This is a genomic window from Acinetobacter sp. Ag2, from assembly GCF_001005515.1.
Classification (GTDB): Bacteria; Pseudomonadota; Gammaproteobacteria; order Pseudomonadales; family Moraxellaceae; genus Acinetobacter; species Acinetobacter bereziniae.
The window spans coordinates 79,813-105,951 of sequence record NZ_LBNA01000055.1 but is presented as its reverse complement, the minus strand read 5'-3'; the positions used below and the strand labels follow the sequence as shown (position 1 = coordinate 105,951).

At 38.7% G+C, this 26,139-nt stretch carries 22 protein-coding genes, 2 tRNA genes and 2 pseudogenes; 10 read left to right on the top strand and 16 right to left on the bottom strand.

All coding sequences use genetic code 11. The features are described 5' to 3' along the window. Window positions 1-118: 118 nt before the first annotated feature. Window positions 119-865 carry an IS5 family transposase gene (locus AAV97_RS15640; protein WP_046761019.1) on the bottom strand — a complete coding sequence of 249 codons (747 nt, stop codon included), beginning with the start codon at window positions 863-865 and terminating at the stop codon, window positions 119-121. A 150-nt stretch (window positions 866-1,015) separates the two neighbouring features. On the opposite strand from AAV97_RS15640, the gene AAV97_RS15635 reads away from it, so the two are divergent. Further along, a complete protein-coding gene (locus AAV97_RS15635) occupies window positions 1,016-2,068 on the top strand; it encodes an ABC transporter substrate-binding protein (protein WP_046761018.1) in 1,053 nt (350 codons plus the stop codon). Window positions 2,069-2,121: 53 nt separating this feature from the next. Here AAV97_RS15635 and AAV97_RS15630 read toward each other — a convergent pair whose 3' ends face one another. The 8 genes from AAV97_RS15630 to AAV97_RS15595 are packed head-to-tail and all read right to left on the bottom strand — an operon-like array spanning window position 2,122 to window position 11,837. Next, on the bottom strand, window positions 2,122-3,390 hold the full coding sequence (locus AAV97_RS15630) for an acyl-CoA dehydrogenase family protein (RefSeq protein ID WP_046761017.1): 1,269 nt from the start codon (window positions 3,388-3,390) through the stop codon (window positions 2,122-2,124). A gap of 27 nt (window positions 3,391-3,417) precedes the next feature. Next, window positions 3,418-5,235: a dipeptide ABC transporter ATP-binding protein gene (locus AAV97_RS15625; RefSeq protein ID WP_046761016.1), complete on the bottom strand. Its 1,818-nt coding sequence runs from the start codon at window positions 5,233-5,235 to the stop codon at window positions 3,418-3,420. 2 nt (window positions 5,236-5,237) lie between these two features. Further along, window positions 5,238-6,086, bottom strand: a complete 849-nt coding sequence (locus AAV97_RS15620) for an ABC transporter permease (protein WP_046761015.1) — start codon at window positions 6,084-6,086, stop codon at window positions 5,238-5,240. Then, the gene (locus AAV97_RS15615; protein ID WP_046761014.1) at window positions 6,083-7,234 is read right to left on the bottom strand and encodes an ABC transporter permease; all 1,152 of its coding nucleotides are present in this window, start codon (window positions 7,232-7,234) and stop codon (window positions 6,083-6,085) included. Before AAV97_RS15615 ends, AAV97_RS15620 begins: the two co-directional genes overlap by 4 nt. A 5-nt stretch (window positions 7,235-7,239) precedes the next feature. After that, window positions 7,240-8,814: an ABC transporter substrate-binding protein gene (locus tag AAV97_RS15610; protein WP_046761013.1), complete on the bottom strand. Its 1,575-nt coding sequence runs from the start codon at window positions 8,812-8,814 to the stop codon at window positions 7,240-7,242. A 10-nt stretch (window positions 8,815-8,824) separates the two neighbouring features. Continuing rightward, the gene (locus AAV97_RS15605) at window positions 8,825-10,018 is read right to left on the bottom strand and encodes an LLM class flavin-dependent oxidoreductase (protein ID WP_046761012.1); all 1,194 of its coding nucleotides are present in this window, start codon (window positions 10,016-10,018) and stop codon (window positions 8,825-8,827) included. A 33-nt stretch (window positions 10,019-10,051) separates the two neighbouring features. After that, window positions 10,052-10,762 carry a class II aldolase/adducin family protein gene (locus AAV97_RS15600; RefSeq protein ID WP_004805243.1) on the bottom strand — a complete coding sequence of 237 codons (711 nt, stop codon included), beginning with the start codon at window positions 10,760-10,762 and terminating at the stop codon, window positions 10,052-10,054. 13 nt (window positions 10,763-10,775) lie between these two features. Next, on the bottom strand, window positions 10,776-11,837 hold the full coding sequence (locus AAV97_RS15595; protein ID WP_046761011.1) for an ABC transporter substrate-binding protein: 1,062 nt from the start codon (window positions 11,835-11,837) through the stop codon (window positions 10,776-10,778). Between the two features lie 302 nt (window positions 11,838-12,139). Here AAV97_RS15595 and AAV97_RS15590 point away from each other — a divergent pair. Continuing rightward, window positions 12,140-13,019: pseudogene (locus tag AAV97_RS15590) on the top strand (IS5 family transposase). A gap of 52 nt (window positions 13,020-13,071) precedes the next feature. Next, window positions 13,072-13,161 (top strand): annotated as a pseudogene (locus tag AAV97_RS20970) (site-specific integrase); the annotation flags it as partial. Between the two features lie 16 nt (window positions 13,162-13,177). Here AAV97_RS20970 and AAV97_RS15585 read toward each other — a convergent pair. Together AAV97_RS15585 and greB are read right to left on the bottom strand one after the other, a co-directional pair. Beyond that, window positions 13,178-13,267: transfer RNA gene (locus tag AAV97_RS15585), tRNA-Ser, on the bottom strand. 90 nt (window positions 13,268-13,357) lie between these two features. Next, window positions 13,358-13,852 carry a transcription elongation factor GreB gene (greB, locus tag AAV97_RS15580; protein WP_004828488.1) on the bottom strand — a complete coding sequence of 165 codons (495 nt, stop codon included), beginning with the start codon at window positions 13,850-13,852 and terminating at the stop codon, window positions 13,358-13,360. Between the two features lie 564 nt (window positions 13,853-14,416). Between greB and AAV97_RS15575 the strand changes: the two genes are divergently transcribed. Beyond that, window positions 14,417-15,526, top strand: coding sequence for a transglycosylase SLT domain-containing protein (locus AAV97_RS15575; protein ID WP_004828487.1), 1,110 nt, complete (start codon window positions 14,417-14,419; stop codon window positions 15,524-15,526). 159 nt (window positions 15,527-15,685) lie between these two features. Here AAV97_RS15575 and AAV97_RS15570 read toward each other — a convergent pair whose 3' ends face one another. Together AAV97_RS15570 and ttcA are read right to left on the bottom strand one after the other, a co-directional pair. Further along, window positions 15,686-16,069: an SCP2 sterol-binding domain-containing protein gene (locus tag AAV97_RS15570; RefSeq protein ID WP_004828485.1), complete on the bottom strand. Its 384-nt coding sequence runs from the start codon at window positions 16,067-16,069 to the stop codon at window positions 15,686-15,688. Window positions 16,070-16,294: 225 nt separating this feature from the next. Continuing rightward, window positions 16,295-17,203 carry a tRNA 2-thiocytidine(32) synthetase TtcA gene (gene ttcA / locus AAV97_RS15565; RefSeq protein WP_005030632.1) on the bottom strand — a complete coding sequence of 303 codons (909 nt, stop codon included), beginning with the start codon at window positions 17,201-17,203 and terminating at the stop codon, window positions 16,295-16,297. Between the two features lie 507 nt (window positions 17,204-17,710). Between ttcA and AAV97_RS15560 the strand changes: the two genes are divergently transcribed. Next, the gene (locus AAV97_RS15560) at window positions 17,711-18,583 is read left to right on the top strand and encodes a lytic transglycosylase domain-containing protein (protein WP_171249386.1); all 873 of its coding nucleotides are present in this window, start codon (window positions 17,711-17,713) and stop codon (window positions 18,581-18,583) included. A gap of 343 nt (window positions 18,584-18,926) precedes the next feature. Further along, window positions 18,927-19,832: a protease HtpX gene (htpX, locus tag AAV97_RS15555; RefSeq protein WP_004828480.1), complete on the top strand. Its 906-nt coding sequence runs from the start codon at window positions 18,927-18,929 to the stop codon at window positions 19,830-19,832. Window positions 19,833-19,955: 123 nt separating this feature from the next. On the opposite strand, the gene AAV97_RS15550 is transcribed toward htpX, so the two are convergent. The 3 genes from AAV97_RS15550 to AAV97_RS15540 form a co-directional block, all read right to left on the bottom strand. Beyond that, window positions 19,956-20,309 carry a glyoxalase/bleomycin resistance/extradiol dioxygenase family protein gene (locus AAV97_RS15550; RefSeq protein WP_046761009.1) on the bottom strand — a complete coding sequence of 118 codons (354 nt, stop codon included), beginning with the start codon at window positions 20,307-20,309 and terminating at the stop codon, window positions 19,956-19,958. Window positions 20,310-20,362: 53 nt separating this feature from the next. Further along, on the bottom strand, window positions 20,363-20,944 hold the full coding sequence (locus tag AAV97_RS15545; protein WP_005030639.1) for a DUF4112 domain-containing protein: 582 nt from the start codon (window positions 20,942-20,944) through the stop codon (window positions 20,363-20,365). 161 nt (window positions 20,945-21,105) lie between these two features. Beyond that, window positions 21,106-22,137, bottom strand: coding sequence for a L,D-transpeptidase family protein (locus AAV97_RS15540; protein ID WP_046761008.1), 1,032 nt, complete (start codon window positions 22,135-22,137; stop codon window positions 21,106-21,108). Window positions 22,138-22,655: 518 nt separating this feature from the next. Between AAV97_RS15540 and pyrC the strand changes: the two genes are divergently transcribed. From pyrC to AAV97_RS15520, 4 genes are all read left to right on the top strand, one after another. Then, window positions 22,656-23,690 (top strand): dihydroorotase, encoded by a 1,035-nt coding sequence (pyrC, locus tag AAV97_RS15535; protein WP_005030643.1) that lies wholly within the window; start codon window positions 22,656-22,658, stop codon window positions 23,688-23,690. Then, complete coding sequence (gene rnt / locus AAV97_RS15530) at window positions 23,675-24,334, top strand: ribonuclease T (protein ID WP_005030644.1); 660 nt, start codon at window positions 23,675-23,677, stop codon at window positions 24,332-24,334. The genes pyrC and rnt overlap by 16 nt, the downstream gene beginning before the upstream one ends. A 20-nt stretch (window positions 24,335-24,354) precedes the next feature. After that, a tRNA-Glu gene (locus AAV97_RS15525) sits at window positions 24,355-24,430 on the top strand. Window positions 24,431-24,576: 146 nt separating this feature from the next. Beyond that, a complete protein-coding gene (locus AAV97_RS15520; protein WP_004828469.1) occupies window positions 24,577-26,004 on the top strand; it encodes an amino acid permease in 1,428 nt (475 codons plus the stop codon). Window positions 26,005-26,139: the final 135 nt, after the last annotated feature.

Sequence of the window (26,139 nt, the reverse complement as noted above, 5' to 3'; positions counted from 1 at the left end):
TTAAAACAACAGCGTAATTCTTTTGTTGTAATCGCAACAAAATTTGATATATCAACATCATAAAAAATGATATTAAAAATATTTAGGGTCTGTTGACATTTAGGGTTCATAATTTAACCTACAAGGGGAGCCATAAAAATATACAAGCTAATGCAACAGAACTTTCATAGTTCCGTTTTAACTTGTCGTATCGTGTGGCTATTCCTCGAAATTGCTTTAATCTACAGAACATATTTTCTACTAAGTGCCTGATTTTATATAAATACCAATCCATATGGTCATTGTTTGATTGGCTATTGGATTTTTTAGGTATATTCGCTTTTGTTCTAGTTGCTCTAATCTGCTCTCTTAATGGCTCTGAATCGTAACCTTTATCTCCACATACAACCTCTACCTCATTTAAATCGAGTTTTGAAATTAACTCAGGTGCGACTTTAACATCATGCGTGGTTCCATCAGTAATAATGAAATCAATAGGATTACCATTTGAATCTACAACTAAATGTATTTTGGAGGAGTTTCCTCCTGCACTTTTAGAGATTGCCTGATCAGCAATACCCGCAGAATGTTGATGAGCACGAATATGGGAACCATCGATGAATAGCCATTCCATATCGGTATTCAGTGATAATAATTTGAATATAGTGAGTAACTTACCACTACTTGACCAGCGATTAAAACGTTTAAAAATAGAGTTCGGTTGTCCAAAGCAAGTGGGTATGTCACGCCAAGGACATCCAGTTCTTATCCTATAAAGAATCGCTTCAATAAAATTTCTTAAATTTGAGTTGAGATGAATGGATAAATTACGCAAAATAGCTTTCAACTTTTGCCAGTGTTGATCTGTTAACATGGTACGAGGCATAGCGAATAGTAAAATAGGGTTTGGCGATTTAATTTTACTACTTCGCTATTTTTTAATCTAAAAGTGTCAACACACCCTAATAAATATCAATAATTTAACAAATGGCATCAATTTTGCTTTAAAGCATAAAAATCACAAAAGGATGTCATGATGACAACACTTCATACTCAATCATTAAACACACTTTGGTACACTCGCTGCCCTGTACCAACTGGTCTAGGCATTTCAATTCAAAAAGGCTGGCTCAAAGAAAAGTTTAATGAACAGCAGATTGAAATAAAATCAATTCGAGAATCAAATTCCAAAGATATTCGTAACTCTCATTTTAACCATACCCTTGCCAATTCAGTTCGACACGGCGGCAGTATTCCAGCACTTTGGGCATATGCATCTGGTCAAAAAACTAAAGTGATTGGATTATCTTGGGCAGATGAAGTTCAATTATTGTTAACACGTTACGATTCAAACATCAAAACTGTTGCTGACCTAAAAGGCAAACGTTTTGGAATTCCATTAAATCAAGATGCAATTATTGATTTCTCACGTGCACAGGCGATTCGTGGTTTAGAAAATGCCTTAAAAACAGTAAATATGAAGGTAAGCGATCTTGAGTTAGTTGACTGTTTACGAGCAGATATTTTAACAGCACAGCAACAACAGCCAGAAGAAAATGATTCTAGCTTTTATGGTAATCGCAACAAAATCAACGCAAGTGCAGAGATTGTGGCATTAATTAAAGGTGATGTAGATGCCATTTTTTTAAAAGGTGCACATGCTGCGCAGATTGCCCATGATTTCGCCCTGCATACCATTATTGATATTGGCTCACATCCAGACCCTATTCTACGCTCTAATAATGGAACACCAAGAACGCTCACTGTTGATGAAGGTTTTCTAACGCAATATCCTCAACAAGCACAATCGATTGTTGATGCTGTTTTACAAGCAGAACAATGGGCACATGCACACGCCGACGAAACCCATCGTTATCTAGCAAAAGAATGTAATAGTAGTGAGCAATGGGTTCATGCGGCATACGGTGCGGATGCACATTTGAAACTGAACACTAACTTTGATGAAATTTCTATTATTGCTTTACAAGACTTGAGTGATTTTCTCTATCGCTGGAACTTTATTCCTACACAAATTAATGTTCGTGAATGGCTGGCAAAAGATATTTCTATTCAAACTCACGTGGCTTAACGATACAAAAAGCAAAAGGTTGTCGTAATGACAACCTTTTTATGGACTTCCTTTTACTTAGAAAATTTAGTCACATTTTCCGCCTGCTTCTTTAAAAGCACGGAGTTATATTCTCCTGGTGGAATATTATTTAAATAATAATTTCCAACATGATATAGCCTCCAACGAATTGGATCATGTGTGGTATGGGTTCTTGCATTTCGCCAAAAGCGGTCTAGGTTCCATTTCGATAAAGTTGAACTTGCCCCAAGTAATCCAAAAATTTCACTCGAAATTTTTAAAGATGCATGATCAGACTGACTGCGGGTAGCAGCAACCGATAAAATCAGTTCAGTTTGTAAATCTTCATCTTCTACATTTGCCAAATGTTGTTCAAAAATCTGTGCTGAACGATCCAATAATGCCTCAGCTGAACGAAGCAAAACAGCGAATTCACCAATCTGTTTGATGATATGAGGTTCATGCGTAGGCGAATCAACCCCACTTTCTACCCAAGGTCGAGCATGATGTTGTAAATAATCAATCCCGCCTTGTAGGGCACCTTTGGCAATTCCTGTGTCCATTGCAGCATGTAAAATTTGAGGCCATGTAAGTCCTGTACGTAAAACAGTACCTAAACCACCCGTATTTCGCTTAGCAACATAACGTTCATCAACAATCACATCTTTAAAATTAACAGTACCACTGACACTATTATTTTGTCCCATCGCATCCCAGTCATCAAGCAACTCTACTCCCTGCGTATCACGATGAATTAAAATCGACACAGGTCCATCATCACTACCCGCAAATAAGGAAATCCATTCTGCGAGTAAAGAGCCCGTAGAATAGAATTTACTGCCATTTAAAATTAATCGCCCTTCTGAATTTCGCTCTACACGCGTCTTATGCTGAAATTTATCTTTACCACCCACTTCTGCAAGTGCATTACCCAAACGCTTTCCGCTTAAGATATCACCCAGTAACTGATCACGAATGTCTTCGTCATAGCCCGTTAAAACGCCTCGGAACATGGTGAAGTGAATCTGTAATAACTGCCCGACACCACCATCAGCGGATGAAATAATTTTCACCACATTGACCAAGGTTGAAATACTTGCGCCTAAGCCCCCAAATTGCTTGGGTACAATAATCGCAGTTAAACCCGCTTCTGAAATTAAGCGAGCCTGTTCATAAGGTATAGTCTTGTTGTAACTAGGGTTTCGAGCAAATTGATTCAGTTGATCCGCCACCTCTTTTGCAATATCAAGTGCTTCTTGCTCACTTTGAATATGCCTGATACTGCCTAATTCTAAAAAATTACGTTGGTTAATGTCGTTCATTGTTAACTCCGGAAAATCTGTTCTTTTTTATGCGCAAACTTCAAGTACCTTGTCTTTAAACAAGCTTGGCGCATGGGTAAGCAAAGTTTTGGTATATGTATGTTGAGGGTGACTCAGCACTTGATCTGTTTCGCCATATTCAACAATATGTCCATTTTTTAATACGGCGACTCGATCTGCGATTGCACGAACAACCCCTAGGTTATGGGTCACAAATAGTAAGGTCATACCTTGCTGTTGGAGGTCTTGTAGCAGTTTTAAGATAGAAGCCTGAACTGAAACATCCAAAGCAGATGTGATTTCATCACAAATCAAAACATCAGGTTGGCACAGCAAAGCTCGCGCGATAGCCACTCGTTGTCGCTCCCCACCCGATAAATCTCTTGGATAGAGTTCCTGAACTTGTATAGGCAGAGAAACTTGTTTAAGTACCTGCGTGACTTTTTCTATGGCTTCTTGTCGAGATGCTCCAAAGAAATGCTGTACAACTTTAATTAATGTCTGACCAATCGTATGCACTGGATTCAAAGCCTTATAAGGGTTTTGAAAGATATATTGCAGTTTATGCCGCTGCTGCAAATGACGCTGTTGTCCACGCAACGATAAGACTTCATCTGCTAATGTGATTTGTCCATCTGCATTTTCATTCAGGCCAGCAATGACACGCGATAAAGTGGTTTTTCCTGAACCCGATTCACCCACCAATGCTAAACATTCGCCTTTTTTGAGTTGAAATGAAATATCAAAAAGTGCCTGTTGCTGCCCATACCATGCATGAATATGTTCAACTTTTAATAGAGCTTCCCGGTCTGTTTCACTTTCAATCACTTGATGATCAATCACTTTAAAATTAATCACCCCGACATGATTCGAATGGTGACAAGCAACAAAATGCGGATCAAACTCATCTTTTAATTGAATTAATTCAGGTTGTTTTTGACGACATATATCTGTGGCGAAAGTACAACGTGTCGCAAAAGCACATCCCACTGGACGCTCATTGGGCGAAGGAGCATTCCCTTCAATTGGAGATAAATATTTGCGAATGGTCACATCGGGAATGGCATTCAGTAAACCTTGCGTATAAGGGTGCTTAGGCGTTTCAAATAGTTGGGTTAATACCGCATCTTCAGCAATTCGACCCGAATACAGAACAATCACTCGATCTGCAATATCTTTTACCACCGTTAAGTCATGCGATACATAGATAGCAGCAACGTTATACTCCTGACATAATTTACGAATGATGTTCAACACCAAGGTCTGTGTCGTCACATCTAACGCAGTGGTTGGCTCATCCAAAACGATCAAACGTGGCTGTAGCAAGAATGCCAAGGCCAATAAAATTCGTTGTTGTTGCCCACCCGAAAGCTGATGAGGATAACGCTTTAGAAATAGCTCATCATGCGGCAATCCCACTTCATTTAAAATTTTGGCAACCTTTTGGTATTTTTCAGCGCTCGATAACCGTGTCTGATGCACATCTAATAATTCAAATAAATGTTGTCCAATACTTAATGCTGGGTTGAGTGCTGTTCCAGGATCTTGGGCGACATGACTAATTTTATAACCGCGGACCTGACGCAAAGCATGATCATCTAAACTGAGAATATCTTGATCATCCAGTTCAATTGTGCCTTGAATAATCTTGGCTCCATATCGTGCATAGCCCAATAAGGCACTTGATAATGTCGTTTTACCTGAACCACTCTCTCCAACTAATCCTAGGACCTCACCTTCTTGTAGGCTAAATGAAATATTTGAAACGATATGATTGCCGGTGTTAACCAATGCCACGGTTAAGTCTTTTACAGTTAATACGGTATTTTTAAATAGATCTGCCATGCTTATTTTTCCTCAATCCGAGCTGCTGCACGTCCAACACCCTCAGCCAATACATTGGTTCCGAGTGCAAACAAAGCAATTAAGATGACAGGAGCAAATACCGCCCACGGCTGCACCAATAAACCAGCGCGATTTTCATTAATCATGAGACCCCAATCGGCTGCTGGAGGTGCTACACCATAACCAAGAAAAGCCAAACCAGATAACATACCCACAGCCCATGTCAGCATCACACCAAGATGGATGAGTAAAGGCGTCAACATGTTGGGTAAAATTTCACGAAATAAAATATAGGTTTTTGAGTACCCGAGAATTCTGGCTGCTTCGATATATTCTTGTTCCACCAGATTAAGTGCAACGCTTCGTGCAAGACGCACTACGCCAGGAATAAAAGCAATTGAAACCGTTAAAACAATGAGCCAAGGTTCCCGACCTAACATTGAAACGATAAGCAAGACCAATATAAGATCCGGAAAGGCCATAAAAACATCAGTCAGCCAAGTCACGAACTGATCAATCTTATTTCGAGCAAAAGCAGCGAATATGCCTAAACTAGAGCCAATAATTAATGCAACCAGACTGGCAGCCAGTGTCATCCAGATAATAGAAGCCCCACCAGAAAGTACACGCGACCAAACATCATGACCAATATAATCATATCCAAGAAACGATTTTCCTTCAGGCGAACCATATGTCATGCCAATTAAAGCAGTGGGCTCAAAGGGAACCAAAAGCGGTCCAACCAGCGCAAAAATCAACACTAAGGTCGTGACTACAAATCCAAAACGTACTTGTCTTTCACGAATTAATATTTGGAAAAAATTTCTTTGGTACCAATGAAGTGAGCTCATTTCCCACCTCCTTGCTGAATGTTCTTTAACGCATTACGGCGGTCAACAGGTTTTACTGTAATTGGTCGACCCGACTTCCATAAGCGTAATGCTTGACGAAGACCAGGCGAACGAGCTTTATGTCTTTTGGCTGTTCGTATTTTTGGGGTGAGTAAGGTCGTGATTAAATCTGCAATTAAATTAACGGCTACCACACAAATGGTCAGCAATAAAACAATTGCTTGAATGGTCGGGATATCTCTTAGTTCAATTGCTGCATTGAGTGCATTACCAATACCGGGATAACTGAAAACCACTTCAATAATGAGAGCTCCACTCAGCAGAACTCGTATCGTTAATGCTGTTCCCTGCACCACTGGCACCAATGCATTTGGTAAAACATGTTTCCATATGATCCGTTGCTCAGGAATACCACGTAATCGTGCAGAGGTCACATAGTCGGACTCAAGTGCATCAATCATGGAACCACGAACTAAACGCATCAAATATGGAATAAGCGATAAGGCTAAAGTTAAAATCGGTAAAACTAAAAACTCTATTTGACTAAAAGCTGACTGCTCTGGAATCAACAAGGATGCAGCCGGCAATATGTGCAGGATTGAGGTTGAGAAAAACATCATTAACCAGATTGCAATCACAAATCCTGGAACAGCCTTGAATAGAATAGAGCTAGAAACAATAATACGATCTAGTTTGCTATCTCGACGGAGTGACAGCCACACACCCAGTACCACAGAAATTGGTACAGTAATGACAATAACCAAGATCGTTAATACAACGGTGTTACCAAAATAATTCTGAACAATCTGCACAACAGGTACATTTGAATCAATCGAACGGCCAAAATTACCTTGCAATAATTGGCTCAACCAATGCCAGTATTGAATCAATATTGGATTATTCAGACCCAATTGTTCACGAAGTATTTGAACCGTCGCTTCCGTTGCTTCTGGACCCAAAATGACGCGAGCCGGATCAGATGGGAGTGCTTGTGTGGCAATAAATACAATGAGACTAATCACAAAAACAACCAATACACCTGACAGCAAGCGTGTGAAAAACCAAGGCAACCATGCGGGTATTTCAAATGATCTCGTCATGGTTTGATGTGAAATGGCTGTCTCTATTTTGCTGGATTGCGTTGTCATAGCGGTCACCCCCTACGCCAAAATTCATCTGTACGCCACGCAGCGAAGCCTGTGCGATCTGGTGTTACGCCACCAATTTGGCCAGAATGTGCATCGAGTACATGATTAAAACCCCAAATGAGTAAACCACCTTGCTCATGTTGAATATGTTGTGCTTCATGAATGAGAACTTTACGTTTTTCCAAATCAGGTTGTTGTAATGCTGTATGAACCAATTCAGTAAAACGTTCATTGTTAAATCGAGTTTTATTATTTGCCGCACCAGGCCCATCAATTTGCAAGACGGTTAATAAAAAAGGTCGTGAAACGTTGGAACCTGTACTAAATGCCCAATCCTTTTTTACAGCATCAGCAAAGGTGGCAGCTTCAACCTGTTTAACATTAACGATAACTCCAGCCTGAGCGGCATGCTGAGCAAAAACCAATGCGGCATTGCTATCTGGACCTGTATACAAATCGACCTTCAAACTGTTACTCAAACCAGCTTCTTTCAACAACGCCTTCGCTTTATTTAAATCTTGCTTACGCTGTGGAATACTGTGGTCATATACAGGATCACTAAAGGAATAGAGATCATTTGCAACTCGTCCTTGTCCAGCCAAAGCCCGTTTAACCAAGTCATCTCTATTGGCAATCAATCTAAAAGCTTGACGTACTCGAGGATCATTGAAAGGTGCTTTTGAGGTGTTCATATCAAAAGATTGCCAAGCATCTGTTTCAGAAGAAACCAGATTCAATCGTTTATTGGCTTGAATTAAAGAAATATGCTCCGCACTTACACCTGAAGCAATATCAATTTGACCAGATTGCAAAGCAGCAAGCCGCCCTGTCTGATCTTTAAAATCAATGATTTCTATTGCATCAGCATAAGGCTTATTTTCTTTCCAATAGTTTTCAAAACGAACAAAGCGCGAACGTTGACCTGGTGTAAAACTGTCAAGCTTAAAGGGACCTGCACCTACGACATTCTTAACTGGATCATAATCTGTAGGAACGATGCCACCCCAACTCATCCATGCCTCAGGTAAAGCAACCAACCCTTTCCCTTGAGTAAAAGGAATTTCGACTGTGTATTCATCTCGCTTTTTAATCTCATCTCTTTGCAAAGAATAGAGATAAGCAGCAAATGGTGAAGCGAGTTTAGGATCCGTCAAACGGCGTAAGGAGAAAATAACATCATCAGCAGTAATCGTTTTACCATGATGAAATTCGAGACCTTTTTTTAGGCGAATGGTCCATTTCGTTCCATCATTATTTGGTTCCGCAAATTCAGCAAGTGCAAGTTTAGGTTGGATATCTCTGCCCCATTCCCATAATTTGGCATATAAAGGCCACCCTCTAAATGCACTGGACATACCAATAGGTTTATGTGCGTCTAAATTACCTGCTTGATTGCCATTGATTACTCCAATTTTGATCACACCGCCTTTTTTCGGTACATCATTTTGAGCTGTGCTTGCAGGAGCATTGTCAGAACTTGAAGAATCAGTTTTAGAACATCCTATAAGGCTAATTGCAGCAACAGCTCCAACACCTAATCCAGTTTGTTTAATCAATTCTCGACGTGTAATTTTGTTCATTTTTTCTCCCTTAAACTGCAATTTCTTGATTCAAGAGAGAATCAATGGATGAATTTTTATTGAGCTTAGGTAACTCAAAACCATGATCTAGCTCTAATAAAGGGAACAATAAATCAGCTACACGATAGGCTTCTCCAATTAAAGGAAAACCAGATAAGATAAAGGCTGATACGCCATAGCTCTCGTATTCTTTAATTCGTTCAGCAATATTTTCAGCACTACCAACCAAGGCAGTACCTGCTGCTGGGTTTAAAATATCAAAACCAAATAAAGATGGTCCCGTCCAAACATTAGGATAAATTTCAAAATCTTTTGCGTGAGGTAATACCCCTTGTCGTAACAAAGTGAGATTTCTTTGAACGATCGGATTTGAGCTTTGATAACTCTCAAAAGCTTCATCAGAAGGAAGCTGCCGTTTAACCGCTTCAATTGCATAATCTATATCAATCTTGTCGAGTAACGACTGAGCATACTGCCAAGCCTCTTCTTCTGTTTCCCGAACAATAATTTGTAATCGAGTACCAAATTCTAAAGTACGTCCAATTTTTGCCGCCTCAACGGCAACTTTGCTGAACTTTTCTCCAAGCAGCGGAGGCGTATTCGCAAAACTTAAATACACATCTAATAATTCAACAGAATGCTGAACGCCTTTCGTAGAAGTTCCTGCTCCCCATAAAGGTACACCCTGCTTTTGAGTTGGACCACGCCATTTGGACATAGGAGATCCACCTTCTAGACGTGGAGCAATTTGAATAAATTCCCCCTCAAATCCAGACCTATCACCTAAATAGTTTTGTTGAAATGCTGTCCAGTATTCTTTACTAAAGTCATAACGATCGTCATGAGTATAGTGAATACCTAAAGCTGCCAACCCTTTATCATTTCCATTGACGACATTAAACAACAAACGCCCTTTAGAAAATGCATCAAAAGTTTGCGCATATTTTGCCAATACTGCTGGCTGGACTTCTCCAGGATGTTGGGCGACCAGAAACTTTAAACGTTCAGTAAATGGAATTAAACTTGCAGCAACAGCAAGTGTTTCATACTCGCTGGTACCCATAAGTGAACCGTAAAAACCAAGTCGATCCGCAGTAATCGCAATCTGTTGCAAGTGTTCATAATCAGTATCCCACCGCCCAGATTCCAACCAAGGATATGGCCCATCCGGAGAAGTGAGATACCATAAAAGTTTTACAGCCATAGTATTCTCTATATTTATATTTGAATCAGATTTCTAATGAAGTGGAAGTAATCCAAGCGACTTCGCTTTATCGGTTAAACCACTCATTCGCCATTGCTGGTGTAAAACACCCTGTCCGTATTCACGGCTTCCCCCAGCTAATTCAGCAAGTAGCTGAATCTGTGCACCTTCCTCAAGTAACAAAATAAATTCAGCTGTTTCTTGTAATCCCTGACGTCCCCATACGGTTGCACCACCGTTGGCTTCTAAAATTGCTCGATGTTCGATATCAACTTTGAGTTGATCTAAAATGAAATCTACTTCTGCTTGACGGCGATCAATATAAATTGGTAGTTCTTTAAATAAATGAAATCGCTGAACAGGCACATAACGAATCGGTAAGGTACGATGGGTTTGCGCCCAAGCCCCTAAATTCGGCGCGTGTACATGAGATATTGTGGTGACATCTGCATGCTCGCGAAAAAGTTTGTTATAACGCCCACCTGCATTTTTTCTTCCCAATAAAACTTCACCATCAATTGTCTCCACAAGTACTTTGCTTTTTTTATCTTTAGACCAAGGTCCTGCATAGTTAAAAGTGACTAAGGTATTATCAGGTCCACGTTCAACAAAATTAACCGTTCCATTTGCCGTGATTGTTCTTGTTTCACGGAATACTTCAAAAGCAAATTCAGCTTTTTCACGATTCAATTCGATAAAGTCATTGAGTTCAGGAGAAAGTGGAGTTTGAATAAGTGTTGTCATGATCAATATCCTATTAAAATTGCTTATTTTGGCGGCGCTTTAAAACTTCGAGCAAAGGACGGTGGTCGACCCAAGTATTAATATCGACATCACGCTCGAGAAAACCATGTAACCAAAGGAAATCTTTTTGTTGTCTTAAAAGCTCTAAACGCTCTTCACTTAATGATGGATGTAAAGACTTATGAAAATTATTACGGTAGGCTGTCGCGACACTCTCTGCTTCTGCAATCGTTTCATCTTCAAGAATAACCAGCACTTCATCTAAATGATCTTGAGCCCAATCTGCGGTATCAAACAGCTCTTCCAGAAAATCAACGACGACATCAAAGTAATCTTTTAACAAATCTTCATGTACGGTAATTGGACGAGGCGTACCATTGTTTACACGGGAGGTCACATCTTCAAATTGATCCAAATCAATCCCAACTTTTAAACCACGTTTTGTCGCAGCTTCAACAGCAGATGCTCCTTTTACATAAACAGCATCAACTTCACCGGTGATTAACGCATCTAATCCAGACCAATAGGTACTGGCATCACGTTGTTGTGTATTCGATTCCGCTCGTTCCGGGACTTCAATAAAATCCACATCACGGAAGGTTAAATTTGCGAGTTGCAAAGCACCTCGAATCCCTTGTAAAGACATCGCTCTAAAAATACTGCCAGCCCGCTTGTCTGCATATTCTGGTAAAGCAACTTTTACATTCTTTAAATGCTCTGGCTTGCTGATTTCAGAATCAGGGCGGACAATAATTACCTGCCATTCATCAATCCATGTCAAACCAATGAGTCGACTTGGAGCACCTTCAGAACGAGCAGCTAATGCTGGAACATTTCCACCTTCACGAAATAATGCTGGCAGTTGATGATCAAAATGATGAACAGATAGACCTTTGCGGGCATCTTGTAAAACAGCAACATCAATACCATGCTGTTCAAATTTTTCGATTAGTGTCCCACGTTTTAGTGAGATCCCTGTTGCCGTTGGGACTGGACATCGAGTGACCCAGATTTCAGATAATGTGCTTTTTACAAATTCTTTAGAATTTTCTTTTTTATCGATAACAAGTGACATAGGTATTCCTTAGGATATTTCCAATTTCATATCACTTGTATTGAGCAGCTTTTATGCCAATATTAATTATTTATAATTTTCAACACCTTATAAAAAATTATAATCAAGTTATTGTTTATATTTCATCATTTTTTTAAATCAGTGTTGTTTTTACAACATCTTGAGAATAAAAGCTATTTAATTATAAAGTCACATTTTGAGATGGATAATATAATTCACAGTACAGATCTTATTTTTTTGAAAAAATGGGTTTTATTGCACAAGCCAATCTCTAAATGCTGATTTCACAATATAATTTTCAAATGAATAAGCCTACTCCTAAAATTTATCATACTCTGAATTGTTCTTCATACAACCAAGCTCTCATTAATCGTGGAAATATTGCCATGTGGTTTGATCCCAATACTCAGTAGTATGAAAAACCACAAGGTAAACAAAGTCGAAATCAAACTTACTCTGACACAGAAATCCAATGTTGCTTAATGATTAAATCTTTATTCTGTCTGTCTTTACCTATGGTCGCTGGCTTTGTTCACAGTCTCATTGAACTTTTGGCTTGGATTGGACAGCACTAGATTATTCCATCCTCTGTAGAAGACAAAGGCATATTGATCTTTCAATTGGCTATCAAAAAAAGTAGTGATGGGCACCATCTACTTGTCGACTCTACTGGTTTAAAGTTTTTAGGCGAAGGTGAATGGAAGCGCAAGAAACATTAGCCTGAACATCGTCGATAATGGCGTAAATTACATATTGGTATTGATGCCGAAACTCTGCAAACACATACAGTTCAGCCCACAAAAAAACAATGTGAGTGATTCAGTTTATACAGACGGGACTTATGACACAAAACAATGCTGTCAGGTCATTGCAGATCGGCAAGCCCATGCAGTTATTCCACCCAGAAAAAATGCAAAGCATTGGAAAGATAAAAAAGCACATTCGCAAGAGTGAAATGAATTACTTCGAACAGTTAAACTTTTAGGTAGGACACTATAGAAAAAATGGTCAGGCTATCATCGGCGGAGTTTGGTCGAAACCAAGATGTATTACATCAAATTATTAGGCGATCGACTACATTCAAGAAACTTTCAAAACCAAGTCAATGAAATTCATGCACGTGTGGTCGTGCTTAATAGATTTATAGAGTTAGGGCAACCTCATGACCAAGTTGTCACTTAAATTTGAGTAAGTTGAGGGATGCTTCAAATTATAAATCTTTGTGCAACAAACCCATTCTGATAAGAACAAAGAAGAGATCGCTAAAATTTCGAATAGTGCCAAAATTGTGCCAAAGAAAAAGGGAATCAAACTATGCATTTGATTCCCTTTAAGATATTTGGCGGAAGCGGTGAGATTCGAACTCACGGAGGACTCACACCCTCGTCGGTTTTCAAGACCGGTGCATTAAACCGCTCTGCCACGCTTCCAATGGCGGCTATCATATAAATAAAAACACGACTTGGCAAATCTTTTTCTATATTTTCACTCTCGAATGTACAAAATAAAATCAAATCCTGTTAATTTGCTGAAATTTCATGCTTTTCATAACGAATTGAGTTGATATACCAAAGCTTTTTTCCTAAAGGTGTCATCACTTCAACTTCATCATCTACCTGTTTAGAGAGCAAAGCCCTTGCCATCGGTGAGTCAATAGAAATATGTTGGGGGTGATGGTCATAAATTTCATCAACACCCACAATCCGCAAAGTTTTCGATTCCCCTTCATCGTTTTCTATCTCGACCCATGCACCAAAATAGACTTTTCCTTCTTGCTCGGGTGCAAAATCTACAATACGTAATTCTTCTAAACGTTTACCTAAGTAGCGCACACGACGATCAATCTTTCTCAGCAGTTGTTTATTGTATTGATAATCCGCATTTTCAGATCGGTCACCTAGACTGGCAGCCCATGTTACCTTTTTAGTTACTTCTGGTCGTTCCTCACGCCAAAGTTGTTGCAGTTCTGCAACCAATAAATCATGTCCCGAACGGGTGATTAAATTAGATTTCATGATTTAAAACCATTTACCATAGATCCGCATTGAGATACATTTTTAAAAAAATATTGAGGTTCGTCTACTGCCAACCCATAAAAATTCTGAATATCGAAACTGATTTTTAGTACAAATATGCTGTACATTTTTACTTTGCTTGAAGCCATAAATCAAAAAAAATTCATATAAAATCCTTAACTAAATTTTTATCAATGACGGTCTAACTTAACTTACATTCGGTATATTTGCTTACAGTTTTTTGATTTTTTATTTCAAAACAATTTCTGCATAAATTCAAAAAAAATTAACATATTTAAATCAATAACTTAAATATTAATTTCTGATCATTTTTTAAACAAAATTTGACAGATAAAAAAACTGCCGATATTATGCGCACATGTTTTATTAGCTTACTTTTTTAATTTTGTAGTTTTTCTGCAAAATCTTTCAATCCCACATGTCATTTTTTGAATGACGTTCATGACTGCCCACCCTTATTGAATTTACCAACTGTAAGAAGTCTGTAGGTACTTTTGTGCTTATTACTTTTTAGGGCAATAAATTACTTGTAGCGGAGACAACATGCACAGTAGTTCAACCTCTGGGTCGAGGCTTTGCCTTAACTCATTATTTCGTGCTCTTCCAATTAAATGTTTAGTTTTATCCACGGCGTTAATTCCTTTCAGTATTAATGCCAGTAAGAACAATCAATACAATGCTGTAGTTAATTCAAGTAAATTGACTGTAGTCGCTGTTTCCAATCCGAGTATTGTATTTAAGGATGGACAGTATAAACATGGCTTCGGCTATGACTTAGCCCACAATTATGCTGAAAGCTTAAACGTCAAGCTAGAGTTTAAAACAGTGGCAGATAATGCGACTGCACTCAAGATGATCAATCAAGGCAAAGCAAACTTTGCGATTACCACCGCAACCATGCAAAGTATCGAAGCACAAAATCTCACTTCGTTTTCAGCTACATGTGGTGATTTCAATAGTTTAAAAAGCAATGGCTTAAATACCGATATCAATTGGGTCTTTAAGCAAGCTGATGATCCACTCACAGCAACGGCAAGCGGTTTTATTTGTCAAAGTAAACAAAATGGTGCAACCCAACAATTGGCATCATTTTATAATCGCAATGTGGTTAAGAAAGATGATTGGAATACCATTCAACGTGATCTAAGTGCGCGTTTACCGATTTATAAAGCCAGTTTTAAACGTTCTGCGCAACAATATGGTTTAGATTGGCATCTGCTTGCAGCTATTGGTTATCAAGAATCATATTTAAAACCAGACTCTGTTTCTCCCACAGGTGTTCGCGGTTTAATGATGTTGACCAACAATACTGCAAAAGCAATGGGTGTGAGTAATCGTAACGACCCAGTACAAAGTATTCAAGGCGGCGCAAAGTATTTTGATATGATGCTGAATCGCTATTCTTACATCCGTACACCTGACCGTCATTGGTATGCATTGGTTGCCTATAATATGGGACCAGGTGCTGTTGAAAGTATCCAAAAGCGTATTAAAGCGCAAGGTAAAGATCCGAATGATTGGATGAACCTTTACAATTATTTAACACGCCACCAAAGCAGTAATGGTCGCTATAAACAAGCAGTGCAATATGTCACACGTATTCGTGCATATTTAGAGCACATCAAAACGACACCGCGTTTGCTTGAAATCTAATACAGTTCGTCACTGGGCTGGCTACTGCTTAATATTTAAAACTTTTGTAATACATCAATATCTGATCTAACTATCGTTGAGATTGTTTTTCAATCGACTGAAATGATCAGACAAAAAAAAGCTTACTCATGGAGTAAGCTTTTTTTTGTATCAAGAAAATTAAGCAGTTTGCTCTAATACTTTCTTAAACAAATCTTTTTGTTCTTGGCTAGGCTTAGCAGTTTGTAATGCCATTAATTGAGACATATCACCTTGAACTTTGATTTTACCTGTCATGAACGCTTGCATCGCAGCAGCCATATCAAACTCTAGGAACACTTTACGAAGCGTCTCAGCATCCATATTGAGCGTCGTTTTGGCATTTGCAGAACTACCTTTAATGATTTTACCACCATCCAAAGCAAGCTCTGTGTTGCCATCTGCATCTGCAACAACCAAATTAATCGCTAAACCAGAAAGCGCTGGTGGCAAGTTTAAATCACCTGCTTCAGCAGTTAATTTTTCAACATTTGCAAACCAATCATCAGTTAAAAATGCAGGCATGTTCATTCCTCAAATTATTTATTCAATTTATTGTGCTATCTATCCAGACAACATCAGGGTGAAGCAGTTTTGCTTGCCCAATGTTATAGCATGATAATTTCAATTTGGGCTAAAGTTTTTTGTACGGACTGTTCATGTTTTATTGGTTTTATCGTTTTATTTTTTAAAATCAGGCACTCATTTCAATATGAGTACCCGATTTGTTCAAAAAATTGGCAAAAAAGATCAGTCTGCCGCAAAACTCAAATTCACCACATCCAAGCGTTTTTTCATTTCTTCAGTGTCACATTTCATATCAAATTCACGCTCTTCATCCAATTTCTCAAAATCGAACAAATCACGGTCTGCTAATTGTGAAGGCGAAACATTTTGTAATGCACCAAAAATACTGTGTAAACGTTTTGGATATTGTTTGTCCCATTCACGCAGCATGTCATTCAGCATTGCACGTTGTAAATTTTCCTGAGAACCACACAAGTTACATGGAATAATCGGGAATTTACGAATTTCTGCATATTTGATGATGTCTTTTTCTTCAACATATGCCAAAGGACGAATCAGAATATTCTTTTTGTCTGAAGACAATAATTTTGGAGGCATGGCTTTTAAGCTGCCACCATGAAATAAATTCAAAAAGAAGGTTGCAATGATGTCATCACGATGATGTCCAAGTGCTACTTTGGTTGCACCAATTTCTTGTGCAAAGCCATAAAGCGAACCACGACGCAAACGTGAACATACAGCACAATAGGTTTTGCCTTCTGGCGTTAAACGTTTAGTGATGCTATACGTGTCTTTTTCCAAAATATAATAAGGAATATTATTTTCTTCCAAATATTTCGGTAATACGTCTTCGGGGAAACCTGGTTGTTTCTGATCTAAATTGACTGCGACTACATCAAAATTGATCGGTGCAATGCGTTTAAATTGCAACAAAATATCCAACAAGGTGTAACTGTCTTTCCCACCAGAAACACAGACCATCACCTTATCGCCTTCCTCAATCATTTTATAGTCACGAATGGCATGACCCACCTGACGGCGAAGTTTTTTCAACAGACGATAATAAGCTGAACTTGTTGGAAGTTCTGGTTTGAAATTAAATCCTTGCTCGGACTCAACTGGCGAGAACATAGACGAGATTGACCCATAAAAAAATACTGGGCAATTTTATCTGATTTGAACGTTAACCGCATCTAAAGATTTTTTTATTTTGCATCAATTTTTATTTGGTCATCTTTCTGACTTATTCTTCGATTTAAAATAGACGGCAAAGTTCATTTTTTATGCAAAGTGCTTATCTTTTGGACTTTTCCACAGTTTTCCACAAAACCTGTGGATAAAATTGTGGATTCTTTGGGGCTTGACATAGATTCCTATCGCAATGATGGGCATTTTCCTTAAATTGATCATTTTTTAACCACTATATTTTTTATATATTTTTCAATAGATTACCTTAGTCAATAGTTATTTTTCAAAAAAAATATAAAATTTTTTTTGCTTAATATGCCAACAAATAGCACTTGCATTTTTTTAATTGTATTGTTAAAACTCAATTCATAGTTTTTCTTGTCCAATAACTTTGATAAACTCCAAAATGAAATTGGGGAAATATATTAATTACTACAAATGAAAAAACGAATGAAAGGTTCTGTGTTGTCGGTTTTAGGGTGTATGAGTATCTTCTCATTGGCACCTGAAACGTTTGCAGGTCAAATTTACTTCTATAAAGATCAAAACGGCACGACCCTACTCACCAACCGAAAAAATAATGATAGTTCCTTACAAAAAATTAAAGTGACCTATTATAAAGACAGTAACATTCACAGTTATAGCAATTGGGGAAGTTCAGAGTCCTCAGTATTGCCCAGTTACAGTAAAAGCCGTAATGCATTTGATAGCATTATTCGTCAAGCCGCTCAAACACATGGCGTCTCCGAAGGTTTAATTAAAGCTGTGATGCATACTGAATCAGGATTTAATTCAAATGCACGCTCTCCTGTAGGTGCGCAAGGTCTGATGCAACTCATGCCTGCAACCGCACGTCGCTTTAACGTGTCTAACTCATTTGATCCACAACAGAATATTTTTGGCGGGGCTAAATATCTAAGTTGGCTAATGAAGCGATTCAATGGTAATACGACATTAGCTTTGGCTGCCTATAATGCAGGAGAAGGTAATGTTGACAAATATGGCGGCATCCCCCCATTTCGTGAAACACAAGACTATGTAAAACGTGTCACCAGTCGTTTAAATAACTTGTATGCTGGCGGTTTGAGCCTATCAACCAATGGTAATGTCAGCACTGGACAAATCATTGCTCAGTCTAATGCAAATGATTTAAATAATCCTGATCCTGCACCAACGATCAACAATGCATCGAGCATTCAACCTGTAAAGTATAATACTCGCCCCATTATCATTGCCTCAGATGGGACTTATACTGATGCACCTGCTGGATCCTATTCAACCGCACATGCCAGTGCAACTGCAAGGATCACCATAGGCAATTAGTTTGCTTAAGTCGGTGCTGTTTGTTGGTACATGAGCGACGATATGATTTAGTAAAATTTATGACTCAAATGTATAAATCAAGTCGTTAAATTGAACAATTACATTTTCTAAACAAATCATTGAAAGTTATTATGATTTCTCCTATACAGAGAATTTATTTTTATCTGACTCAATTTTTTAGATAAATTTCTGATCAACTATCCCTATATCTGAAACTTTTTACTTTTTCAGCGTATAGGTTTTTTCAATGATTCTTGAATTTTAATCTCCTAAACCTCATATTGAAATTCATGATTTATTCGCATAAATCGTATTATCGATTATTTATAAGAGGATTCTCTCCATGATGCGGATTGGTTTGTTTTTGCTAACCAACCTCGCGGTACTGGTTGTAGCTGGCATTATCCTATCATTATTAGGTGTTGGTAGTTACCACGGCGCTGGCGGTCTTAAATTAGGCAACCTGATGGTCATCTGTTTTGTCTTTGGTATGGTGGGATCTTTAATTTCCCTCTTTATGTCAAAGTGGATGGCGCTGAAAACAACAGGCACTGAATTAATTGATCCGAATGCTCCTCGTAACCAAGCAGAAGTTTGGTTATTACAAGAGGTTGCTCAACTTTCTCAACGAGCTGGTATTAAAATGCCAGATGTTGGTATTTTCCATTCTTATCAATCAAATGCTTTTGCAACGGGTTGGAACAAAAACGATGCGTTAGTATCGGTTTCAACAGGTTTGCTTGAACGAATGAATAAAGATGAATTACGCGCTGTACTTGCCCATGAAATTGGTCACGTTGCCAATGGAGACATGGTAACTTTGTCTCTGATTCAAGGTGTGGTCAACGCATTTGTCATGTTCTTTGCCCGTGTGGTCGGTGACTTTATTGATCGTAACGTGTTTGGTCGTGAAGATGGCGAAGCACCTGGATTGGCTTATTTTGCCATTACCATCGTACTTGATATTGTCTTCGGTATATTGGCATCGGCGATTGTGATGTGGTTCTCACGCTATCGTGAATACCGTGCCGACGAAGCAGGCGCTCAGCTTGCAGGTAAGGAAGCGATGATTTCAGCATTATTACGTTTACAAGCTGAATCTGAAATGCCAGATCAAATGCCAAAAGAAATGAAAGCATTTGCAATTACGGAAGGTAAGGAACAAGGCTTTAGTTTGGCCGCTTTATTCCAAACTCACCCAAGTATCGAACAACGTGTTGCAGCTTTACGTCAATTAAATCTACCTTAATGGTAAATTAATATATTTACTTTCTTATTCTCCCTTAAACAACAAAGCCTCCAATTTGGAGGCTTTGTTGTTTCTGAATAAATCATTTTTTTGGAATAAATAGATTAAATAAGAAATAGTTCACTAACTCAATTGAATACAGCGAATAAGGCTACCATTTGGGTCAACCACACAAAACATATCAATTTCTTCTAAAAATTGAATCTCGCTCATCCGTGCATCTGGATATTGTGTCCAATCCAAAGCGTGCCAAAAATGAAATAAATCTTGCATAACATGCGTTCTTAAACAAGCACTGAACCAGGATGCTTTTGGATCCAATTGAGGATGATGGAAGAACTCTAAAATCAAACTGTCTTTGGTTAAAATCATCCACTGGTCAGACTGATAATCACATTGAAAACCCAAGAATGCATAAAACTTACGAGTATGATCAAAATCAATCGCAGGAAGGTTTGCCGAAATATAATCTTGCATGATCACCTCTGTCAGTGCATCTATGAATGTTCAAATCAGTTTAAGCAATGCTGTTAGGTTTTATAGCTCTGATACCAATCCCACAACATATTTACACCCAGCCACATGGCAATTGCAATCAATATCAATACCACCAAGCCCAAAATATCAGGGATATGAATCCAAATCCATGCCACAACAGGGTTGCGCCAAAAGGCGGAATGCTGCTGCTTTTGTTCTAATTTTTCATGCAAAAACGGATGAACAACATGGTCATCTGAATGGATCTGATACTCTGCTTGAATATGATCATGCACGATATCTAAAGCTTTACGGCTCGGGCGAATAAAAATGTCAAACAATGTTCCCGCAATAGGGATACAGCCGACAATACCATCCATAATTGCAAGTTTTAACACACCATTCAACTTGGCTTGAGGCACACCAATCTGCTTGGCTTTATACACCGCATAACAGGTTAAAATAAATCCCGCCACATCACCTGCGATTGGAATGGTACTTAATGCAGCATCAGCTCCCACACCTTGTTTGGTAAAGGGAATACGCACCACTGAATCCATCATATTGGCAAACTTCGCCAAATCACGTTCCAGTTTAATGACTTCTTGAGTAGATAATTTTTTTTCTGTACCCATAAAGATGACGTTCTTCTAACAATAGTTAATTGTTGCATCATAGCCAATCTATACATGATGTTGTGTATATTTTTGATATACAGCAATAAATCGCTAACAATTAGATAAAAAAGCGACCTATACCCCACGGCATAGATCGCTTTTAAACAACATCGTGGACTTTAATCTAAAAACTTCACCACAGTTCCGGGTTGAACTTTACGCCCCAAGTCATTGGCATCCCAGTTGGTAAGACGAATACAGCCATGCGATGCCGTCTTCGAAATTAATGATGGATTTGGAGTTCCATGAATCCCAAAGGTCGGTTTGCTTAAGGCAATCCACATATTACCAACGGGACCATTTGGACCAGGTGGCAGAGCCAATTTCTGGCGATTGCTGCCTTGTACAAAGTTTTTCGGGTTATATCCATACACTGGATTTGGTGCAACTTTTACCACTTTATGCGTCCCTTTGGGAGACGGTGTCCCTGACCCGCCAATCGTGGCAGGGAAAGAAGCAATCATTTGATTTAAATGATTATATAAATACAGTTGGCGCGCCGGCTTATGTGCAATAATCAGCGCAACATCTTGAGGTAAGTCATTGCGAACAATTGGAACATTGAGCGTTTCACCAACTTTCTTAAAGTTAGCATGTGGGTTAATTTGCTTTAAGAAATCTTCATCAATATGAAATTTCTCACCGAGCATTTCAGTTACACGGGTATAGTAAAGCCCTGGCATCTTAGCTTGCAGAGCATAATTTCGTGGAATCGATTTCGCATAAGGACCTTTCAGGTCTTGAGCGGTAATTTGATAAGTACCAAATGCCGCAGTTGTTTGATTTTTTAACAAACTGTCCCACGTTAGCTTATCCAGTTCACCACTAATCGGTAACCCTTTAATTTGTTGATAAGCAGCAATGGCTTTTAAGAAATTTTTACCACTCTTAGCATCAATCGGTCCCGGTGATGCATGCAGATTATTTAACATCACTTGCGCGCGCGCATAGGCAGGAAACTGCCCTCGCCCCAGATTGGTTGACCAAGTGGCATTATTGATACTATTTAATGACCAATCTTGTTTTGAATCCGCTTTAATGGCTTCTTGGTTTTTTTCGCTTTTCACATTTTGTTTGGCAAATGTTTGGCTTTGAATACTTAAACCAGTCAGACATAGTAAACAGATAAGACTTGGCAGAAACTTGCCCATATAAAACTCGCTATCTACTTAATTTTATCATTCATTTCTCTAATAAACCATGTAATATCAGATACATGAAGAATATTAATTGAATACCCTAAATTTCATTTTAATAAAGCTTATTGATCATTTTCACATCAAAAATTTAGAACTTATTTTATAAAGTCAACCGTATATTCATTAACCCTGTTCAAATAATGTGTATTATCAGTTTAGCTTTGTATGACTTCATTATCGTTTTTTAAGTAAAATATGCAATAGCACAGGCTGACTATTTCAGTTTTTAAATTCTCTTTTAAAAAAAGAATTAAAATTAACCAATTGAAAATTTTAACGAAGTTTTGAGGTACAATTTTATTTCATTAGCGTTAGCATTTTATCATGACAAGTCTATGACCGAGATGTGCAAAATATAGACTTTAGATTTGTTTTTAATCATTTAATTTGAATTATTGATTAGAAATAGCTGTTATCATTTTAAACTGTTATAGATTATCATCTCATTTATTTTGTAAGTCAGAATTGCCTTGAATACGATCACATTGCTTCAGCCCGATGACTGGCATGCCCATCTCCGTGATGGTCTTGCTTTAAAGCGTACAGTTCCAGATCTCGCCAAACAATTTGCCCGTGCGATTTGTATGCCGAACTTGGTTCCACCTGTAAAAACTGTAGATGAAGCCAATGCTTATCGCGATCGTATTATGGCACATGTACCTGCAGGTCTAAATTTTGACCCACGTATGGTACTGTATTTTACTGACCATACTTCGCCAGACGAAGTTCGTAAAATCAAAGAATCTCAATATGTAAATGCCATTAAACTTTATCCTGCTGGTGCTACCACCAATTCGGATAATGGCGTAAGCGACATCCGCAAAGTCTATGCAGTGATCGAGCAACTTGAAGAACATCAAGTTCCTTTACTGTTACATGGTGAAGTGACTCATCATCATGTGGATATTTTTGATCGTGAAAAACGCTTTTTAGATGAAGTGCTTTCACCTTTATTAAAGCAATTTCCAAAATTAAAATTAGTTTTAGAACATATTACCACCAGTGAAGCAGCACATTTTGTACTCGAACAGGATCGTAATGTTGCAGCAACCATCACCCCACAACACTTATTATTTAACCGTAATGATATGTTGGTCGGAGGGGTTAAACCGCACTTCTATTGCTTACCGATTTTAAAACGTCAAACGCATCAACAGACATTGTTAGAAGTTGCAACTAGCGGAAATCCTAAGTTTTTCTTGGGTACAGATAGTGCGCCACACTCTAAAAATGCCAAAGAAAATGCATGTGGCTGTGCGGGTTGTTACAGTGCTCCAACTGCAATTGAACTGTATGCACAAGCTTTTGACCAAGTGAACAAAATCGAACGTCTTGAAGGTTTTGCCAGTCTCTTTGGTGCAGACTTCTATGGTTTGCCTCGCAATACAAATACGATTACTCTTGTCAAAGAAGAACAGGTAATCCCTGAAAGTTTAGATTATTTGGATGGTGAACAGATTATTCCACTTTATGCTGGAAAAACCATCCAATGGAGAAAGGTGTGACAACTGAAACATTACCTGTGATTGGACAACGATTTCGTGGCTTTTTACCCGTCGTTGTTGATGTAGAAACAGCAGGTTTTAATGCAGATACTGATGCATTGCTAGAAATAGCATGCATCCCGATTGTGTATGATGCTGAAGGCAAATTTGTTCCTGGTGAAGCACATCATGCACATATCAACCCCTTCGAAGGCGCAAATTTAGATCGTCGTTCATTAGATTTCATTGGTATTGATCCGTTTAATCCTATGCGTATGGCGATGGCTGAAGATGAGAAAACAGCTCTTAAGCGTATTTTTAAAGCAGTGAATGACGTGCGTCGTCAACAAAATTGTACGCATGCAGTCTTGGTTGGACACAATGCTCATTTTGATTTAGGTTTTTTAAAAGCGGCGATTGCTCGTACAGGAACAAAAAATCAAAATCCATTTCATAGCTTTTCAGTCTTTGATACGGTCACGTTGAGTGCCGTGATGTTTGGTCAAACTGTCTTAGCAAAATCATGTATTCAAGCTGGAATTGAATTTGATGGTCGAGAAGCACACTCAGCATTGTATGATACACAGAAGACGGCTGAACTGTTCTGCTATATTTTGAACAAACTCGCTCCTCACTTACTTGACACTTTGATGGCGGATCAATAAGATAGCGCCATCTTCTAAACGACCCTATCGTCTAGAGGCCTAGGACATCGCCCTTTCACGGCGGTAACCGGGGTTCGAATCCCCGTAGGGTCGCCATATTTTCTCTCCTTCGCAATACCATTACTTAGTTTTAGTCATTTCAATTTTTTTCTTATACTTTACGCCTAGTTATTTCATTTTATTTTGTGAATTTTCACATTTTAATCTAAAATATTGATTTAGCATTCTCAGTTACATCAAATATGCAATCTCCCGATCAATCGAATCAGCATCTCAATGCTGATGGACAGTCTTTTGTCTTAAAAAGATCCATGACCAAACGACACCTGATTATGCTGTCTCTAGGTGGTGCTATCGGCACAGGTTTATTTTTAAGTTCAGGCGAAGTCATCGCTCAAGCAGGTCCGATTGGTGCTGTGATTTCCTATATCATCGGTGGCTTAATTGCATACATGGTCATGCTATGTTTAGGTGAATTGGCAGTGAATCAACCCGTAACAGGATCTTTTGGTGCATTTGCTGCCAAAAATATTGGTCCCGGTACAGGTTATATGGTCTCATGGATGTACTGGTTAGGCTGGTCTGCAACATTAGGTACGGAGTTTACTGCCGCTGCGATGCTGATGCAGGAATGGTTTCCAACCACCTCCATTTGGCTATGGACCTTAATCTTCATTATCGCGGTACTGATTTCCAACCTCACTTCTACTCGTTTTTTTGCAGAGTCTGAATTCTGGTTGTCATTCGTCAAAGTGGCAACGGTTTTGGTCTTCATTCTGTTAGGCTTGGCAGCGATATTTGGTTTAATTCCATTTCATGGCTATGAATCTGCACCTTTATTCAGTAACTTAACCTCGCATGGTTGGCTGCCCAATGGACTATTTCCAATCTTTGCCACCATGCTGATCGTTAACTTTGCATTTAATGGCACAGAAATGATCGGTATCGCAGCAGGCGAAACAGAAAATCCTGAAAAAAATGTACCGAAAGCAATTCATGCTGCCGTCTGGCGTTTGATGATTTTCTTTGTCGGCACCATTATTGTGATTAGCTCATTATTACCCTATCAAGATGCTGGACTTGCCGTACATGGTGAAGGTATCAGTAATAGTCCATTTGTATCGGTATTTAATTTAATCGGTATTCCTTATGCTGAAGACATCATGCGTTTCGTGATTATCACGGCACTATTGTCTACAGCAAACTCGGGACTCTACGCTGCTTCTCGTATGATGTGGGCACTCTCAGTTCAAAAACAATTACCACGTATTTTTTCTAAATTGACCAAATCAGGTACGCCTGTGATCGCCATTTTGGTAACCATGATTGGAGGCTTACCCGGGTTATTATCAGAACAGTTCGGTGCTGATGTGATTTTCAAAAACTTACTAGGCGTGGCTGCATTTACCATGGTCATCGTATGGATGAGTATTTGCTGGAGTCAATTTAATTTCCGTCGCAAATGGCTTGCTAGTGGAAAGACCTTAGCTGATTTGAAATTTAAGACACCTTGGTATCCACTTGTACCTATCTTAGGTTTTATCACCTGTACCGCAACAGGCTTAAGTATGGCAGCCGATCCTGAAATGCTTTCAGGCTTTATTGGATGCTTGCTCTTTATGGCGATCTGTTATGTGACCTATTATGGTCTGTATCATCAGAAAAATTAATTCATCCCTGAGCTTATCAAGCACCCGTGCTTAAATAGGTGCTTGTGATCAAGCTAAAAGTCAGCATTATTATGGCATCTATGAGATTCAACAATGATGGATACACCCAGAATTCAATCCATATGATTGTCTATC